At 71.3% G+C, this 15,407-nt stretch carries 15 protein-coding genes and 2 tRNA genes; 5 read left to right on the top strand and 12 right to left on the bottom strand.

Going from position 1 to position 15,407, the window contains the following annotated elements:
- Window positions 1-65 precede the first annotated feature (65 nt).
- Together OHS16_RS20105 and OHS16_RS20100 are read left to right on the top strand one after the other, a co-directional pair.
- Window positions 66-139 (top strand) — tRNA-Lys (locus OHS16_RS20105).
- Window positions 140-266: 127 nt separating this feature from the next.
- Window positions 267-1,832, top strand: coding sequence for an MFS transporter (locus OHS16_RS20100; RefSeq protein WP_328538601.1), 1,566 nt, complete (start codon window positions 267-269; stop codon window positions 1,830-1,832).
- On the opposite strand, the gene OHS16_RS20095 is transcribed toward OHS16_RS20100, so the two are convergent.
- The 3 genes from OHS16_RS20095 to OHS16_RS20085 all read right to left on the bottom strand — a co-directional run bounded on the left by OHS16_RS20095 (window position 1,805) and on the right by OHS16_RS20085 (window position 5,141).
- Window positions 1,805-2,404, bottom strand: a complete 600-nt coding sequence (locus tag OHS16_RS20095) for a lytic polysaccharide monooxygenase auxiliary activity family 9 protein (RefSeq protein WP_328538600.1) — start codon at window positions 2,402-2,404, stop codon at window positions 1,805-1,807. The two genes, OHS16_RS20100 and OHS16_RS20095, sit on opposite strands and share 28 nt — an antisense overlap.
- Before the next feature lie 92 nt (window positions 2,405-2,496).
- On the bottom strand, window positions 2,497-3,705 hold the full coding sequence (locus OHS16_RS20090; protein WP_328538599.1) for an SPFH domain-containing protein: 1,209 nt from the start codon (window positions 3,703-3,705) through the stop codon (window positions 2,497-2,499).
- The gene (locus tag OHS16_RS20085) at window positions 3,702-5,141 is read right to left on the bottom strand and encodes a peptidoglycan-binding protein (protein ID WP_328538598.1); all 1,440 of its coding nucleotides are present in this window, start codon (window positions 5,139-5,141) and stop codon (window positions 3,702-3,704) included. The genes OHS16_RS20090 and OHS16_RS20085 overlap by 4 nt, the downstream gene beginning before the upstream one ends.
- A gap of 173 nt (window positions 5,142-5,314) precedes the next feature.
- On the opposite strand from OHS16_RS20085, the gene OHS16_RS20080 reads away from it, so the two are divergent.
- Window positions 5,315-5,388 (top strand) — tRNA-Lys (locus tag OHS16_RS20080).
- A gap of 711 nt (window positions 5,389-6,099) precedes the next feature.
- On the opposite strand, the gene OHS16_RS20075 is transcribed toward OHS16_RS20080, so the two are convergent.
- The 5 genes from OHS16_RS20075 to OHS16_RS20055 form a co-directional block, all read right to left on the bottom strand.
- Window positions 6,100-6,774, bottom strand: a complete 675-nt coding sequence (locus OHS16_RS20075; protein WP_328538597.1) for a class F sortase — start codon at window positions 6,772-6,774, stop codon at window positions 6,100-6,102.
- Between the two features lies 1 nt (window position 6,775).
- Complete coding sequence (locus OHS16_RS20070; RefSeq protein WP_328538596.1) at window positions 6,776-7,303, bottom strand: hypothetical protein; 528 nt, start codon at window positions 7,301-7,303, stop codon at window positions 6,776-6,778.
- Window positions 7,304-7,410: 107 nt separating this feature from the next.
- Entirely contained in the window at window positions 7,411-8,190 is a 780-nt protein-coding gene (locus OHS16_RS20065; RefSeq protein ID WP_328538595.1) for an HAD-IIA family hydrolase, read from the bottom strand.
- 171 nt (window positions 8,191-8,361) lie between these two features.
- Window positions 8,362-9,417: a hypothetical protein gene (locus tag OHS16_RS20060; RefSeq protein ID WP_328538594.1), complete on the bottom strand. Its 1,056-nt coding sequence runs from the start codon at window positions 9,415-9,417 to the stop codon at window positions 8,362-8,364.
- A 121-nt stretch (window positions 9,418-9,538) separates the two neighbouring features.
- Window positions 9,539-10,645, bottom strand: a complete 1,107-nt coding sequence (locus OHS16_RS20055) for an ROK family transcriptional regulator (RefSeq protein WP_328540919.1) — start codon at window positions 10,643-10,645, stop codon at window positions 9,539-9,541.
- Window positions 10,646-10,788: 143 nt separating this feature from the next.
- Between OHS16_RS20055 and OHS16_RS20050 the strand changes: the two genes are divergently transcribed.
- Both OHS16_RS20050 and OHS16_RS20045 read left to right on the top strand, forming a co-directional pair.
- A complete protein-coding gene (locus tag OHS16_RS20050) occupies window positions 10,789-11,862 on the top strand; it encodes a Gfo/Idh/MocA family protein (RefSeq protein ID WP_328538593.1) in 1,074 nt (357 codons plus the stop codon).
- Window positions 11,859-12,344, top strand: coding sequence for a heme-degrading domain-containing protein (locus OHS16_RS20045; protein ID WP_328538592.1), 486 nt, complete (start codon window positions 11,859-11,861; stop codon window positions 12,342-12,344). Before OHS16_RS20050 ends, OHS16_RS20045 begins: the two co-directional genes overlap by 4 nt.
- A gap of 292 nt (window positions 12,345-12,636) precedes the next feature.
- Here the strand turns inward: OHS16_RS20045 and OHS16_RS20040 are convergent, their stop codons facing one another.
- From OHS16_RS20040 to OHS16_RS20025, 4 genes are all read right to left on the bottom strand, one after another.
- Entirely contained in the window at window positions 12,637-13,494 is an 858-nt protein-coding gene (locus OHS16_RS20040) for a fumarylacetoacetate hydrolase family protein (RefSeq protein ID WP_328538591.1), read from the bottom strand.
- 136 nt (window positions 13,495-13,630) lie between these two features.
- Window positions 13,631-14,392, bottom strand: a complete 762-nt coding sequence (locus OHS16_RS20035; RefSeq protein WP_328538590.1) for a YidC/Oxa1 family membrane protein insertase — start codon at window positions 14,390-14,392, stop codon at window positions 13,631-13,633.
- Window positions 14,393-14,487: 95 nt separating this feature from the next.
- A complete protein-coding gene (locus tag OHS16_RS20030) occupies window positions 14,488-14,802 on the bottom strand; it encodes a DUF6412 domain-containing protein (RefSeq protein ID WP_328538589.1) in 315 nt (104 codons plus the stop codon).
- Window positions 14,803-14,874: 72 nt separating this feature from the next.
- Complete coding sequence (locus tag OHS16_RS20025; RefSeq protein WP_328538588.1) at window positions 14,875-15,405, bottom strand: winged helix-turn-helix transcriptional regulator; 531 nt, start codon at window positions 15,403-15,405, stop codon at window positions 14,875-14,877.
- Between the last annotated feature and the right edge of the window lie 2 nt (window positions 15,406-15,407).

The raw sequence follows: 15,407 nt of genomic DNA, 5'->3' as shown, positions 1-15,407 counted from the left end.
GAGGGCGGCTCCCGGATCCGGTTTGGAGCACCCCTTCGGACCAGGTATTCTTTCCGAGTCAGCACGCGCCGCTAGCTCAGTTGGTTAGAGCAGCTGACTCTTAATCAGCGGGTCCGGGGTTCGAGTCCCTGGCGGCGCACAGACGGAAGAAGCCCCTCGCGGAAGCGGGGGGCTTCTTCGTGTGCCCGGACGCCGGCACAGATGCCATACAACCGTTTTACACAAACGTACTAGACAAGCGTTTATGACGCTCGTACAGTTCTGCCATGACGAACTCGCCGAGTACGACAGCGCGCGCAGGCCGCAGGGAGTGGACCGCATTCGTCGTCCTTCTCCTGCCGCTCCTCCTGGTCTCGATGGACGTCTCCGTCCTCTTCTTCGCGATCCCGTCCATCAGCAGGGAACTCCACCCGAGCAGCACCCAGCAGCTGTGGATCTTCGACATCTACGCCTTCGCACTCGCCGGGCTGCTCATCACCATGGGTTCCCTGGGCGACCGGATCGGCCGCCGCAAGCTGCTGCTTTTCGGGGCCGCGGCCTTCGGCCTCGCATCGGTCGGGGCGGCGTACGCGCAGAGCGCCGGGATGCTGATCGCCGCGCGGGCGCTGCTGGGCATCGGCGGGGCGACGCTGATGCCTTCGACGATGGCGCTGATCCGCAACATGTTCACCGACGAGAAGCAGCGCACCAAGGCGATCGGCATCTGGTCGGGCGCCATGGCGGGCGGGATCGCGCTGGGCTCGGTGATGAGCGGCATCATGCTGGAGCACTTCTGGTGGGGCTCGGTCTTCCTGATCAATGTGCCCGCGATGCTTCTGCTGCTGGTCCTGGTGCCCGCGCTCGTACCGGAGTTCAAGGACCCCGACCCGGGCAGGTTCGACCTGCTGAGCGTGCCGCTGTCGATGGGCGCCGTTCTTCCGGTCGTCTACGGCCTCAAGGAGATCGCCGCGCACGGCTTCAGCGTCCCGATGGTGCTGTGCATCGCAGCCGGTGCGGTGGTCGGCCTGCTCTTCGTACGCCGCCAGCTCCGCCGCACCGACGCGATGATCAGCCGGGAACTCTTCCGGGGCCGGGGGTTCGGCGCCGGCATCGGGCTCAACGCGCTGGCCGCGTTCGCCATGATGGGCTCGGCCTACTTCACCACGCAGTATCTGCAGTCGGTGCTGGGCATGAGCACGATGAGGGCTGCACTCTGGTCGATGGCACCGTCCATCGCCGTGGGCATCGCCGCACCGGCCGCATCCGCGGTCGCCCAGAAGGTCGAGCGGTCGTATGTCGTCGCCGCCGGGTTCCTGATCGCCGCGAGCGGGTTCGTGCTGCTCGGCGTCACGGGGACGGACTCGCTGTGGATGCTGCTGGCCGGGGCGGCCGTCAGCAGCTGCGGCATCGTGACGGTGATGGCGCTTGTCGCCGATATGGCGCTGGCATCGGCGCCGGCGGCGAAGGCAGGATCGGCCGCGTCACTCCTGGAGACAGGACAGGAGTTCGGCGGGGCGCTGGGGATGGCGGTCCTCGGGTCGATCGGTGCGGCGGTGTACCGCCAGAACATGCCCGCATCCGCGCCGCCCGCGGCGCGCGAGACGCTGGGCCGGGCCACCGCGAGCGGGGACCCGGAACTGGTACGAGTGGCCCGGGAGGCGTTCGTGCAGGGGATGCACGGGGCGTCGGCCGGCGGGGCGGTGCTGCTGGTGCTGGGGGCCGTGCTCACCGTGGTGCTGCTCCGCCGGCGGGCCGCCGCTGCCGCACCGGCTCTGCTTCGAGCCCGTCCGGCAGCGGCGGCCGGCCGCACAGCGCCGCTCGACGATCAGAAGCTCACGTCCGAGCACGCATAGAACGCGTTGCCGGTGTCGGCGATGTTCCACACCGCGAGAATCACGTGGTGCCCGGTCTTCTGAGTGGGGATGGTGCCCTGCTGGGACACCGTTCCGGGGGGCTGCTGCCCGCCGTAGGGCACCGTCATGAAGGGCTGCGGCTCAAGGTCCGCCCGGGTGAGCGGCCTTGAGTCGTCCCAGCCGTTCTTGGTGATGAAGTACTCGAAGTCGGTCGTGGCGTGTCTCGCGGTGAACTGCCAGCGGAACGTGTACCCCTGACCGCCGGTGAGCCGTGTGGTGGGCCAGTTGCCGCCACCGGGGGCCTTGGCCCCGTCGAGCTGCGCGAAGTTGCTGTGGCCTGCCGAGCAGATCGAGCCGTCGGCGGGCCCGGCGCCGGGAAAGCCCTTGGGGCCCTCGACGCTCTGGGGTTCGTACTGGATGGCACCGCAGTTGGTGACGGTTGTGTTGGCGCAGAGTTTCTGGCGGCTGATGGGCTGGTCGGTGTACCCGTGACTGCTGGCGCTGCCGGTCGCGAGCAGGGAGACGCCCGCGACGGCAAGGCCGACCACGGCCGCGCTGAGTTTCTTACGCATGCTGCACTCCTCTGAACTTGGGGGAGTTCGGTGTGCCGAGCTGCGGTCTAGACCAAGTCCCAGAGTATGGATGGCAGTTGAGCGTGTCCATATCAAATGCACTTCGAGTAGAAGGCGATCGTCAGATCCTTGACGAGTGCGTTGCGCCCTTCGGTGTCGAGGTCGACGAGCCCCCGCGCGGTCAGCCGTGAAACGGTGTCCTCCACCGCGTCCACCACCGACGTCAGCACGCTGTCCCGGTGCGCGGCGTCGAGCGCCTCGATCCTCCGCCGCTGCACCGCACCTGCGGCCTCGTTCGTGTAGTCGATCCGGACCGGCTGCGCGGAGAACACCTCGATGCCCGCGGGGGCGGCCTCCGCCCTCAGTACCCGGGTGAGTGCTTCGCCGACCGTCTCCGCGTCCCGGAGCGACGGAGCATCCTGCTGAACGGCATCGGCCGGCAGCTGCGAGAACACCCGCACCACCGCGGCCTCCACCTGCTCGCCCAGATACACCTCGTGATCCGCCACGCCGTGCGATGCCTTCGCGGTGTCCCTGATCCGCCACACCACGAGCACCACCGCTCGCAGCGCGGTGCCATTCGCGTCCATGACCCGCATCGGCTCGCTGCGCCAGTGCCTCAGCCGTACGTCGACCGGGCGGCGCAGCAGCAGCGGGCTGGTCCACAGCAGGCCCGTCCGGCGCACGCTGCCGCGGTAGTCACCGGAGCGGGACAGCACCCAGGCCTGTCCGGCCCGGCCGCGGCCGAGCCCCAGGAAGGCGAACATCGCCAGCATCGCCAGGGCGGTAAGCGCCACCTCGGTCGCGGGGCCGATCCCTTCGAACGGATACGGGTGGAGCCCCAGCGCGAGAGCCAGCCGGTCCGGGATCAGGCCCGCCCGCCAGAAGAGCAGACCGAGCCCGGTGAGTGAGGTGGCTCCACCGAGCAGGGCGACCGCCCCGGGCAGCGAGATGCCGGGCCGTTCGGACAGCCGGGGATCGGCGGTCGGCGACGGCCGGTCGGAAAGCCCGAGCGGTACCGCCTTTCGGGGCTGCTGGGTCCTGCCGCCCGGCGAGCCGGCCACCGTGCCGAGGGCCGCGGCACCGGCCGGAAGAACGGCATCCTCCAAGGCGTCCGCTCCGCGGGCGGCCCGCGACACCGCCTCCGCGCCGTCCTCACGGAACAGCAGATGCACCGGGATCTCGATGGTGGTCTCGTTCCCGATGACCGCTGCCCTGCGGACCGGCAGCTGGTCCGCCGTGAGATCTCCCGGCGGAACCGCCGCCGCGGCCGCCGCCGGCACCGCTGTCGTATCCGTCATGCGAACAGTCGCCTCCACGTCTCAGGGCCCGGCATCCCGTCGGCCCTGACACCGGTCCAGCCCTGAGCGCGCTGGAATGCCTGGACGTTGCGCCGGACCGCCTCGTTCCACCGCTTGTCCGAGCCGATGGCGCCCGAGCCGTACCCCTTCTTCTGAAGCTGCTTCCTGAGCTGTTCCACGGAAGCGTCCAGGTGTCCCGACAAGAAGCCATTCGCTGCGGTATCCGCACGGACGGATGACGCACTCCCGCCGGTCCGCACGGCGGGGATGTTCTTGCCGGTGCCCGTCACCAGCAGCCTCCAGGTGACGGGGCCGGGCAGGCCGTCGGCCTTGGCACCGGTCCAGCCCTGGGCGCGCTGGAACGCCTGGGTGGCGAGCCGGTCGGCCTCGCCCCAGCTCGGACCCGGACCCTGTGCGTAGAAACGGCCGCCGCCCCGTGCCACCAGCATCTTCCCGAGCCGGGTGACATACGCGTTCTTCGCGCCCTTGCCGAAGTACTTCGCCCCGGGGTAGGCCGTGGACGATGCGGAGCCGCCGCTGCCGGTGGCCAGCCCGCGGTAGCGGTAGGCCACATAGCGGCTCGAATGGTTCCAGTAGCGGAACGGGGTGGAGCGGGCGCGGGCGTGCGGCGGGGTCTCCTCGTACGCCTTGTAGTAGGTGTGCGCGCTGTTCACCCAGCCGCCGAAGATGGTGACATGGGAGCCCTTGGTGGGGTTCGCGGGATTGTGGAACAACAGGATGTCCCCGCGCCGGATCTCGGACTTGGAGATCCGGACGCCGTACTGCGCAAGGCTCCCCGTCCACTCGCTGTGCCTGAGACCCCAGGCCATGGAGACATAGCCCGAGCAGTCCTGCCGGTACCCGTCCGCCCAGTGCCTGCTCGTGCTGTACGGGACGCCGGCCGCGATCCAGAGCTTGGCTCGGCTGATGATCGCGGACCTGGTGGTGGCGGGCAGGGACAGCGCGGGCGCCAGGGCGGTGCCCTGTTTGACCGACTGGGTCTCTGCCAAGTCGGCCGGCTGCTCCGTAACACCCGGGTCCCCCTCCGTGGCCCCCGCCTCCAGGTCGCCCGAGATCTCCGCCTCCGTGGCCCCCGCCCCGGTCGCCGACGGGTCGGCCTGCGCCGGCGGGTCGACCGGCGCCGGCAGCGTCGAAGCAGGCGGGTCGACCGGCGCCGGCAGCGTCGAAGCAGGTGGGTCGACCGGGGCCGGCAGCGTCGACGGAGCAGGCGGAATGGGGTCCGCGGCCGCGGCCGCTCCCCCGCCGAGCACTATTCCGGCAGCCGTGGCGAGGACGACCGCCCGGCGGGCGTGCGCCCCCAGGTGGCCGCCGTCCCGAGGCTGCGGGGAACGCGGCCCCGGGCTGCGCAGCTCGGCGCAGCCCGCGCAGCCGCAGTTGCTCGCAGGTTCGTACTCCTCGAAGACCGGAAGCGTCATCCGTGTGCCCTTCGCGTTGCTGAAGTTCTGCCGGCTATCTGCACGGTCGCCAGTTTTGCAACTGTCGGAGCAAATCGCATTTTGACGGATCAAAAGGGAGGAATACGAACATATGAACCGTCGGGCGTTCCTGAGCACCTCCGGCCGTCCGGTAAAGTTCTCCGGGTCAGCAGGCGCCGCTAGCTCAGTTGGTTAGAGCAGCTGACTCTTAATCAGCGGGTCCGGGGTTCGAGTCCCTGGCGGCGCACAGACGCAGGAAGCCCCTCATCCGACGGTGAGGGGCTTTCCTCGTAGCGCCCGCACCCTCGTGGGCCTCACCCCTCGTCCCACGGCGGGGCTTCGCCACGCGGGCGCCGGGGCCCGCGGCGGCCGTCCGGCACTCCCGTTCACGCCGGTCCCCGGGACTCCGCGCCACCACTGTTCCGCCGGGGGACGGTGACCGCGGCCAGCTCCGGGTGCCGCCCGGGGGATCGGGGCCTCCCCCGGGTGTCACTCGCCAGGTGCCCGACTCGCCTATGCCTTCAGGGAGTTGGGCGCAAACCGGGACAGCCGACTGCCGGGCGGCGTTGTGGAGCGGGCCATCACGGGAACCTCACGGTCCGATTTCCGATGCCGCACACGATGAACCCTGGGCCGGGCCCCGGTCGCCGCTCTACAGTGGATCCGCAGTGGAATCGCGGTCGCAGCCCCTGTCCGCGAACAGTGCCCCCGGTCTCCATGACCTCCCGCGCAGGTGCCGGGCTCCTCCCGCGGTCCGTGCGCCCGCGGTCGAGGACCCGCCGGGCCGACGGCTCTCCGGGGGCCGGGCGGTCGGTCCGGCACGGTCGGGGTGCAGCCCGGTATGCGTACGGCTCGTCCGGCCGCGGTGGACGCCGGGTCCGGTGCCGGATCGCATGTCGGGAAGGCCTCGCCGCATCACGGTTCGGCCGGGATGGGATCTCCGGATCGGCTCCCGCGGTCACCTCTCGGCAACGCGCGTCAGATACGCGGAGACGACCACGTTCGCCGTGTAGGTCCCTGCCTTGCGGTCGTAGGCCCCACCGCAGGTGATCAGCCGCAGCTCGGCCCGGCCCTTCTCCCGCGGCCCGTAGACCTTCCGCGGATCGAAGCGGTCGCGCGGGAAGACACGGACGTCGTCGATGGTGAACTCGGCGCGCGAACCGTCCACACCCTCCACTCCGACCTTCTGGCCCGGGCGGACCGCGCTCAGCCCGTAGAAGACCGCCGGCCTGTCCCTCGTGTCGACATGGCCGACGAGCAGAGCGGCGCCCTTCGCACCGGGCCGGGTGCCGCGGCCGAACCAGCCGACCTCGCCGGGCTCGTCGAACGACGGCGGATCGACGGCGCCGTCGTCGTCGAGTCCGCGGGGGACGACAGGGGCACTGACCCCCACGGCCGGGATCTCCACACGGTGAGGTTCCGCGCCCTTGACCGGGTGGGCGGCCGGCGGCAGCGGCACCCCGAACGAGCGGCCGACCGCGGCCACATCACCGGTCTTCGGCCCCGGACCGCCTCCGGGCCCATCGGCTATCCGGCGTCCCCACAGCCACAGCCCGAGCAGCAGAACCGCCCAGGCCACACCGGTCAGCAGCCGCCCGCCGCCCCGGCTGCGGGCGGGACTCCCGGGGGACATGTCACCCAACGTCGCGACGGCGCCGGATGCTCCGCGCGGCCACCGTCAGCGCGGCGGTCCCGGCGAGGACCAGCCCCACGACGGCGTTCCTCGTCTCCGTGCCGCCCTGGGCGGCGACCAGCGCCGCCGTAGCACCGCCGCCCGCGTGGACGGGTGCGGTGGGTGTGGGCAGTGGCATGCCGACACGCTGCTGGACGACGCTGAGCATGCCCGTCGCCATCCGGCCCCGGCACCTGACGGCGACGGCGTAGTTCTTGGCCGGGACATCCGACCGGATCCGCGCCTGGCCGAACATGGCGCCCTTCTCGGTCGAGGCCGCGAAGGCGACGTGGGCGGTGAACGCTTCCGAGGCGCCGACGACCCGCCTTCCGTCGCAGTGCACCCTGAGGTCCACCACCTCGCCGGGGGCGATCACGGACGGGCTGACTGTGACCATCCCCGGCGCATCTCCGGCCATCGCCGCGGTCGCGGGGAACAGGGTCGCCGCGGCCGCCGAGACGGCACAGAGAGTTACAGATATCAAACGCATGGTGAACCTCCTGGTACTCCGAAGGTTCACCCATCCCGGCGGGTGCCGCATCCCGGGAGCCCCGCGGACACGTCCGAACGGGCCCCGCGACGGTCGGACGCGTTCGGTCAGATGCGTTCCACCAGATCGGCGATCGACTTGACCACCGTGGACGGCCGGAACGGATACCGGTCGATGGTCTCCGGCTGGGTGACCCCGGTCAGTACCAGGAAGGTCTCCATGCCGGCCTCGAGACCGGCCAGGACATCGGTGTCCATCCGGTCGCCGATCATGGCACTGGTCTCGGAGTGCGCACCGATGGCGTTGAGCCCTGCCCGCATCATCAGCGGGTTCGGCTTGCCGACGAAGTAGGGCTCCTTGCCGGTGGCCTTGGTGATCAGCGCGGCCACCGAACCGGTGGCGGGCAGCGGCCCCTCGGCGCTGGGGCCCGTCTCGTCCGGGTTGGTGCAGATGAAGCGGGCGCCGTCGTTGATCAGGCGGATCGCCTTGGTGAGCGCCTCGAAACTGTAGGTACGGGTCTCGCCGAGCACCACGTAGTCGGGGGCGGAGTCGGTGAGCACATAGCCGACATCGTGCAGCGCCGTCGTCAGCCCGGCCTCGCCGATCGCGTACGCCGTGCCGCCGGGCCGCTGGTCGTCCAGGAACTGGGCGGTGGCCAGCGCCGATGTCCAGATGTTCTCGACCGGCACGTCGAGGCCCATCCGGGACAACCGTGCGTGCAGGTCCCGGGCGGTGTAGATGGAGTTGTTGGTCAGCACCAGGAACGGCAGTCCCGACTCCTGGAGCCGCTTGATGAAGGCATCGGCGCCGGGGATGGGGGTGCCCTCATGGATGAGGACACCGTCCATGTCGGTGAGCCAGGATTCGATGGGCTTGCGCTCTGCCATGGGTGCGGACTCCTGCCGTACGCGGCGTGTGTGAAGAGAGGTGCCTGTGGAAGCCGGTCGCACCACTCTGTGCCCCCCGACACGCCCAGCCTAATCAAGATGCGCGGATCTTGACCCGCCCCATCGGCGACGGCATCGCAACGGCCCACCGGCCGCCCTGCTCCCCGTTCTTCAGCGGTTCGTGTACCGGCTGCGCCTGATCCGCGGCCGGCGCGACCCCACGACCAGAGCCGCGCCCAGCATCACGCAGGCACAGGCGATGCCGGCCAGCAGGCGCAGATGGTGGTGGCTGTGGCGGCCGGTTCCCGCCAGTTCGGCAGGCGGCAGTGCGGTCTGACCCGCTTGCGCCCAGCCGGGGAGCGGCTCGTCGGGACGGGCGGTCGCGGCGGGAAGGCTCCTGCCGGGAGCGGTCCCGCCCGGGGTAGCCGTGCCGGGGCCCGTCCGGTGCGCGCCGGTCCCGCCGGGCGTGGGCTCGGCTTGCGCGGTCCCACCCGGCACCGTCTCGTCAGGAACCGTCTCGTCCGGCCTGGTCCGGCCGGGAACCGTCGCACCCGGGACGGCGGTCGGCTCGCCGGTGACAGAGAAGCGGTAGCCGCCGGACTCGCCGACCCAGTCACCGTCGTCACCGTGCCGCCGCACGATGGCGGCGTTGGTGGTGATGTCGTTGCCCGCGGTGTCAGGGGTGAAGGCGAGACGGACATCGACCGAGACCGTTCGGCCCGCCGGAATGACGAAGCCGTCGAAGTCGTTGCCGAAGGGCCCGATGTGCTCGTCCCGGTCGGTGCTGGTGAAGGGCACCTGGCGCCAGCGGTGCGCTGTGGTGTCCCGGAATGCCAGCCGGATCTGACCGTTCTTCAGAGTCCGGTCTCTGTCCACGATGCCGACGACCGGGTGGATGTGGCGGCAGGCTCCGGTGGTGGTGTTCTTCATCTCGATCGACCAGGTCCGGTAGCCGTCGCCGGGCGCGTAGCTGGTGGGCCCGCCATGGATACGGGTGACCACCGGGAAGTCCGACCCGCTGCGGCCGCCCGCGCACACGTCCCTGCCCGCTTGGGCCCCGGCCTGCGCGTCGCCGGCACAGCCCTCCCCCGCGGGCTGCCGCATACTGACCGACGCGCAGTCGTCGTGGACCGGCGCGCGGTGCGCCGAGACGCCGGGCGCGGCACCGATGACCAGCGCGGGAGCGAGGGCAGCCGCGGCGACACCGGCGGTGAGGGCACTGCGCATGGGAGGCCTTTGCTGATCGCGGACATCCGGGCTCCACACCGAACCGCACAACGGTGTCCTGCCTGGCGCGCCACATCGGCATACGGCCGAATGCCCCGGGCTTCGCTGCCCGATCAGCCCATCATCGGCCGTTCCGATGAACAGGGAACGCGGGCCCGGCGCCCCGTCCGATGTGCCCGAAGACCGGCGCGAGCACCAGCTGCGCGGCGCCCTCGGCAACCAGCCCGCCACCGGCAGCCGCCACCTCGACGGCCGCTCCGCCGCCCTCCTGCCGGGCCCACTCCTCCAGTACGGCGCGCACTCCCTGGACGAAACGGTCCCGGTCGGCATCGACGGTACGGCCGCCCAGCAGCACCCGGTCGATGTCGAGCAGCCCCACCAGGTTGGCGGCCCCGACACCCAGGAACCCGGCGGCCGCCGCCGTGTCGCCACGCTCCATGGCGGCCAGACAGAACGCTTCGACACACCCCCGCCTGCCGCAGCCGCACAGCGGCCCGTCCAGCTGGATCGTCTGATGCCCGAACTCACCGGCGCCGGTCCGCGCACCTCGGTACAGGGCGCCGCCGAGAACCAGCCCCGCCCCCAGTCCTGTGCCCAGATGCAGATAGGCGAACGAGTCGCCCGCCCCGGCCAGCGCAAGACCCAGTGCGGCCGCGTTGGTGTCCTTGTCGAGCACCACGGGAAGCCCCAGCCGGGCCGCGAGCGCATCACGCAGCGGATAGCCGTTCCACTGCGGGAATCCGGTGACCCGGTGCAGTACGCCCGCCTCGTGGTCGAGCGGCCCCGGGGCCGCCACACCCACTCCGAGCACCGGGCCGGGGGTGCGTCCTGGGGTGGCGCAGAGCAGCGCCTCGATCGTCCCGGCCGCTGCCTCGACGACTCCGTCGGCGCCGGCCCCGAAGTCCAGCCCGGCACTCCGCCGGGCGACCGTCGCCCCCGCCAGGTCCACCAGCATCGCGCTCATCCGGTCCCGGTCCAGATGCAGCCCCACCGCATAGGCCGCCGCCGGCACCAGCCTCAGCACGGTCCGGGGTTTGCCGCCCGTGGAAGCCCGTCTGCCGGCCTCCGTCGCCAGGCCGTCGGCGCGCAGCCGGGCGGTGATCTTACTGACGGCCTGGGGTGTGAGTCCGGTCCCCTCCGCCAGTTCGAGCCGGCTGATGCCGCCCTCGCCGGCCGTACGCAGCAGTTCGAGCACCACCGCGGCGTTGTGGCTGCGCAGGGCCGGCAGATTCGCCCCGCCCCCGTTCGCCGCGCCCCCGGGCCCCGGGCCCGCCCCGGCCGGCGCTCCCGCCCGTTCCCCTGAATCCGTGTCCACACCCCCATTGTCGTTGATACTTGCACTTTGGCAACAGCGTTGCTTAAGTGGGGCCCATGACTGCAACCCCGCAACGCGTAGGACTCGTCGGCTACGGCCTCGCGGGCTCCGTCTTCCACGCGCCGCTGATCGCCGCCACCGAAGGCCTGGTGCTCGACACCGTCGTCACGTCGGACGAGGAGCGGCAGGAGCAGGCCCGCGCCGAATTCCCCGACGTGCGTTTCGCGGACACCCCGGACGCGCTCCGGGAGCGCGCGGGCGAGCTGGATCTGATCGTCATCGCGTCGCCGAACAAGACGCACGTCCCGATCGCCACCGCTGCGCTGAAGGCCGGGCTCTCGGTGGTGGTGGACAAGCCGATCGCGGGCACCGCCGCCGAGGCGCGGGAGCTCGCCGCACTCGCGGCCGGACGCGGACTGCTGCTCTCGGTGTTCCAGAACCGCCGCTGGGACAACGACTTCCTGACGCTGCGAAAGCTGATCGCCGACGGCGAGCTCGGCGACGTCACGCGCTTCGAGTCCCGGTTCGAGCGCTGGCGCCCCCAGCCCAAGGGCGGCTGGCGCGAGTCCGGCGACCCCTCGGAGATCGGTGGGCTGCTCTACGACCTGGGCAGCCATCTCGTGGACCAGGCGCTGGTCCTCTTCGGCCCTGCGGCATCGGTGTACGCCGAGTCGGACGTACGCCGTCCCGGCGCCAAGGCCGATGACGACACCTTCATCGCGATCACCCATGTGAACGGCGTCCGCTCCCATCTGTACGCATCCGCCACCGCCGCCCAGCTCGGCCCCCGCTTCCGGGCACTCGGCTCGGCGGCCGGCTACGTGAAGTACGGCCTGGATCCCCAGGAAGCCGCGCTCCGCGACGGCAAGCGCCCGTCCGGCGCGGCCGGCTGGGGCGAGGAGCCGGAGTCGCAGTGGGGGCACCTGGGATCGGGCGAGTCCGCGCTGACCGGTGGCGGCACACCCGTACCGACCCTGCCCGGCGACTATCCGGCCTTCTACGCCGCGGTGTCGCAGGCCCTCCGCACCGGTGGAAGGCCGCCGGTCACCGCCGACGAAGCGGCGGCGGCACTGGACGTGCTGGAGGCCGCGCGACGCTCCGCCCGCGAGGGAATCACGGTGCGGCTGTGAGCACTCCCCAGCCATCGGCTCCCGGCATCGGCGAACTGGAGGAGCAGGAAAGGCGTCTGACCCTGCGCCGGTTCACCTACGAGGACGCCTGGACCCTCGGGTCCCTGCTGACCGAACTGGCCAGGGAGCGCGGAGCCCCGGTGGCCATCGACATCCGGCGGGGCGCACAGCAGCTGTTCCACTGCGCGCTGCCCGGGTCGAGCGCGGACAACGACGCCTGGATCGACCGCAAGCGCAGAGTCGTGGAGCGCTACGCCGAGAGCTCCTTCCTGGTCGGGTCCCGCTTCCGCGCCAAGGGCAGGACCTTCGAGGACTCCTCCCGGCTTGATCACGACCTCTATGCCGCGCACGGCGGCTCGTTCCCGGTCCGGGTCGCGGGCGCGGGAGTCATCGGCACCATCACCGTCTCGGGTCTGCCGCAGGCCGATGACCATGCCCTGGTGGTGGAGGCGCTGGAGCGCTTCATGTCCACCGCGGGCTGAGCACCTCGCGGCGGATCCGGCCGCGGTCATGGCTGCGGCCACGGGCGAGCTCGTCGGCCGGCCCCCGCAGAGCAGCCGCCTTCGGGCGCGCCTACTGGTGGGCGGTGGTCCTGCCGGCTCCGGCGGCCTCCACCGCCCTGCGCCTGCGGGGCAGGAACCGGGCCTCCCCGGCGGCCCGCGCAGCCCGGGCCGGGGCCCCGCCGTTCCCCCGCGGGAGAACGGCGGCGCCCGACACCACCTGACGGCTGACGGGATCGGCGGCACCGGCCGGGAACGGCACAGCCTTACGGGGTCAGGCCTGCTTCAGCTCCTGCCGCTGCCGCCCGAGCCCCTCGATCTCGAGCTCCACCACATCCCCGGCCCGCAGATAGGGCTTGGGCTCCGGCTGCCCCATGGCCACACCTGCGGGGGTGCCGGTGTTGATGACATCGCCCGGGTAGAGCGTCATGAAGTGGCTGAGGTAACGGACCACTTCGCCGACCGGGAAGATCTGGTCCGCGGTGCTGCCGTTCTGCTTCAGCTCTCCGTTCACCCACAGCTTCAGCGGGAGGGACTGCGGGTCAGGCACCTCGTCGGACGTCACGAGCCACGGGCCGAGCGGGTTGAACGTCTCGCAGTTCTTGCCCTTGTCCCACTGGCCGCCGCGCTCGATCTGGAAGGCCCGCTCCGAGACGTCGTGGGCCACCGTGTACCCGGCAACATGTCCGAGCGCTTCGCCGGCCGAGTCCAGACAGCGGGCGGTGCGCCCGATGACGACGGCGAGTTCGACCTCCCAGTCGGTCTTCTCGCTGCCCCGCGGCACCAGCACCGTGTCCTCGGGGCCAACCACCGTGTCGGGTGCCTTCATGAAGAGGATCGGCTCGGACGGAATCGCCGCGCCGGTCTCGACGGCGTGGTCGTGGTAGTTCAGCCCGATGCAAACGATCTTGCCGATCCGGGCCAGCGGCGGCCCGGTCCTGAGCCCCTCCGCTTCGATCACGGGCAGCTCACCCGCGGCAGCCGCTGCGCGCACCCGGGCGAGCGCGGCATCGTCGGCGAGCAGCGCACCGTCGATGTCGGTGACGAGGCCCGACAGGTCACGCAGGGTCCCGCTCTCGTCGAGCAGGGCGGGGCGCTCGGCCCCGGCGGTTCCGACACGAAGCAGCTTCATGATCAGTCTCCCAACGATTTCGACCGGCCCGACCGATGGGGTGCGGCCACCGGGGGGATTGGCCGATCCTCCAAGTTCGAGGTGCACTCCGCAAGACCCCGTTCACAACCTGGACCGCATCCCCGGCCTGCGGCCGTTACATCGGGGCCGCCATCGCAGCTCCCGCCGGCACGGTGTCCCGGTACAGGACGGCCCGCTCGACGGCGGTCCAGGTGGTGCTGGTGACCACGTACAGAGCCGCGGCGAGCGGCACGTACCCGACGGTGAGGAGCGTCGCGAAGGACATCAGCGGCATCACCTTGGTCATCGTGCTCATCGCACCGGCGCCGGGCCCATCGGGCAGCGGGTTCGGCGACGCGGCCATCATCCGCTTCGTGCGTCCGTAGTTGAACGTGGCGACGGCCGCGACGATCGCGAAGAGCACCAGATAGACGACGCCCTGTTCGCCCAGGAGACCGCCCTGCCCCAGCGCGTCCTTGAACCGGCCGCCGAGCGGGCTGCCGAGCAGGGTGTGGCCGAGCAGGGTGTTGGTGTCCGAGCCGATCCGCGGGCTGGAGAAGAGGTGGTAGAGCAGAAAGAAGGCGGGCATCTGGAGCAGGCTGGGCAGGCAGCCGCCGAGCGGGGAGATCTTCTCCTCCGCGTGCAGCTCCATGATCGCCTGCTGCATCTTCTTCGGGTCCTTCGCGTGCTTCTTGCGCAGCTCGGCGACGCGCGGTGCGAGCTTGGTGCGGGCCTTCTGGCCACGGGCGGTGGCCCGCGAGAGAGGGTGCACGGCAAGCCGTACACAGGCGGTGAAGAGAATGATCGCGGCGGCGGTTGCCGAACCGTGGAACAGCGGCTGGAGCAGGTCGGCGATATGCGCGACCAGGGCGGCGAAAACGCTGAAGATCGATGACACGGGGAACCCTCCGAGGGGTCTCGTCGCAGGCCGGACAGGCAGGGATGTCGGCGTGACGGACCACGGAAAGTGCAGGCGTAAAGGGAGCGAACGCCCTACGCGGCCGTCGGGAGGAGACGGCCGGGTGCTCGGGGCCGGGGCCGGCCGGAAGCGTCGGGATCGCGTTGCGGGAGGAATGCGGTACGCCGCTCGCGGTCGCGGATCGCGGTACGGATGCGGGTGCGCGGCACCGCGGGCACGCGGCGGGACACGACCAGCGCACAGGCGGCCAGCGCGGAGCCGACCGCGGCCGTGGCGGCGAGCGCGACGGCTGAGGAGAGCAGGCTGCCCTCGGCGAGCAGCACCTCGGCGACGAGGAAGAGCAGCAGTGCGGCCGCCGGGCGGGACAGGCGCGTCAGACGTCCGGCCATGATCCCTCCCTCTCCCGATCGATTCCGGCCGTCCCCGCTGTGCGGCGGGCCCGGCTTACGTACCTTCAGCCGTTATACACGACTCGCTTCGATCGGCTCCAGCAGTCGCCTGGGCGTGAGCAGCGCGCGGCTGACCGGATTGCCGGGCTCCGGGTCGAGACCTGTGCCCGGCCGCATCTCCACGTCCTGCGGCGGCACGGAGACGGCGCAGACCGGGCACTGGCCGAACGAGCCGAGCTCGGTACCGCAGGGCGTGTGATGGAAGGTCCGCATCGGCGGGGTGCCGGAGACATGGTCGCGGCCCCAGAGGGCGAGCGAGTAGACCGTCGGCCAGAGCGCCAGGCCGCGCTCGGTCAGTACGTACTCCTCACGCGGCGGTGATTCCTGGTAGCGGCGCTTCTCCAGGACGCCGGCGTCGGCGAGCGCCTGGAGGCGGGTGGCGAGCACGGCCCGCGGGATGCCCAGGTGGACCAGGAAGTCGTTGTAGCGGCGCACGCCGTAGAAGGCGTCACGGACGACAAGCAGCGTCCAGCGTTCACCGACGACCTCGAGTGAGCGGGCGATCGTGCAGTGCTGCGATGCGTAGTCCTTGCCCAGTGCCATGG

The organism is Streptomyces sp. NBC_00344 (genome assembly GCF_036088315.1).
Lineage (GTDB): Bacteria > Actinomycetota > Actinomycetes > Streptomycetales > Streptomycetaceae > Streptomyces.
The sequence above is the reverse complement of the archived record's forward strand: the minus strand, read 5'-3'. Positions and strand labels throughout refer to the sequence as shown.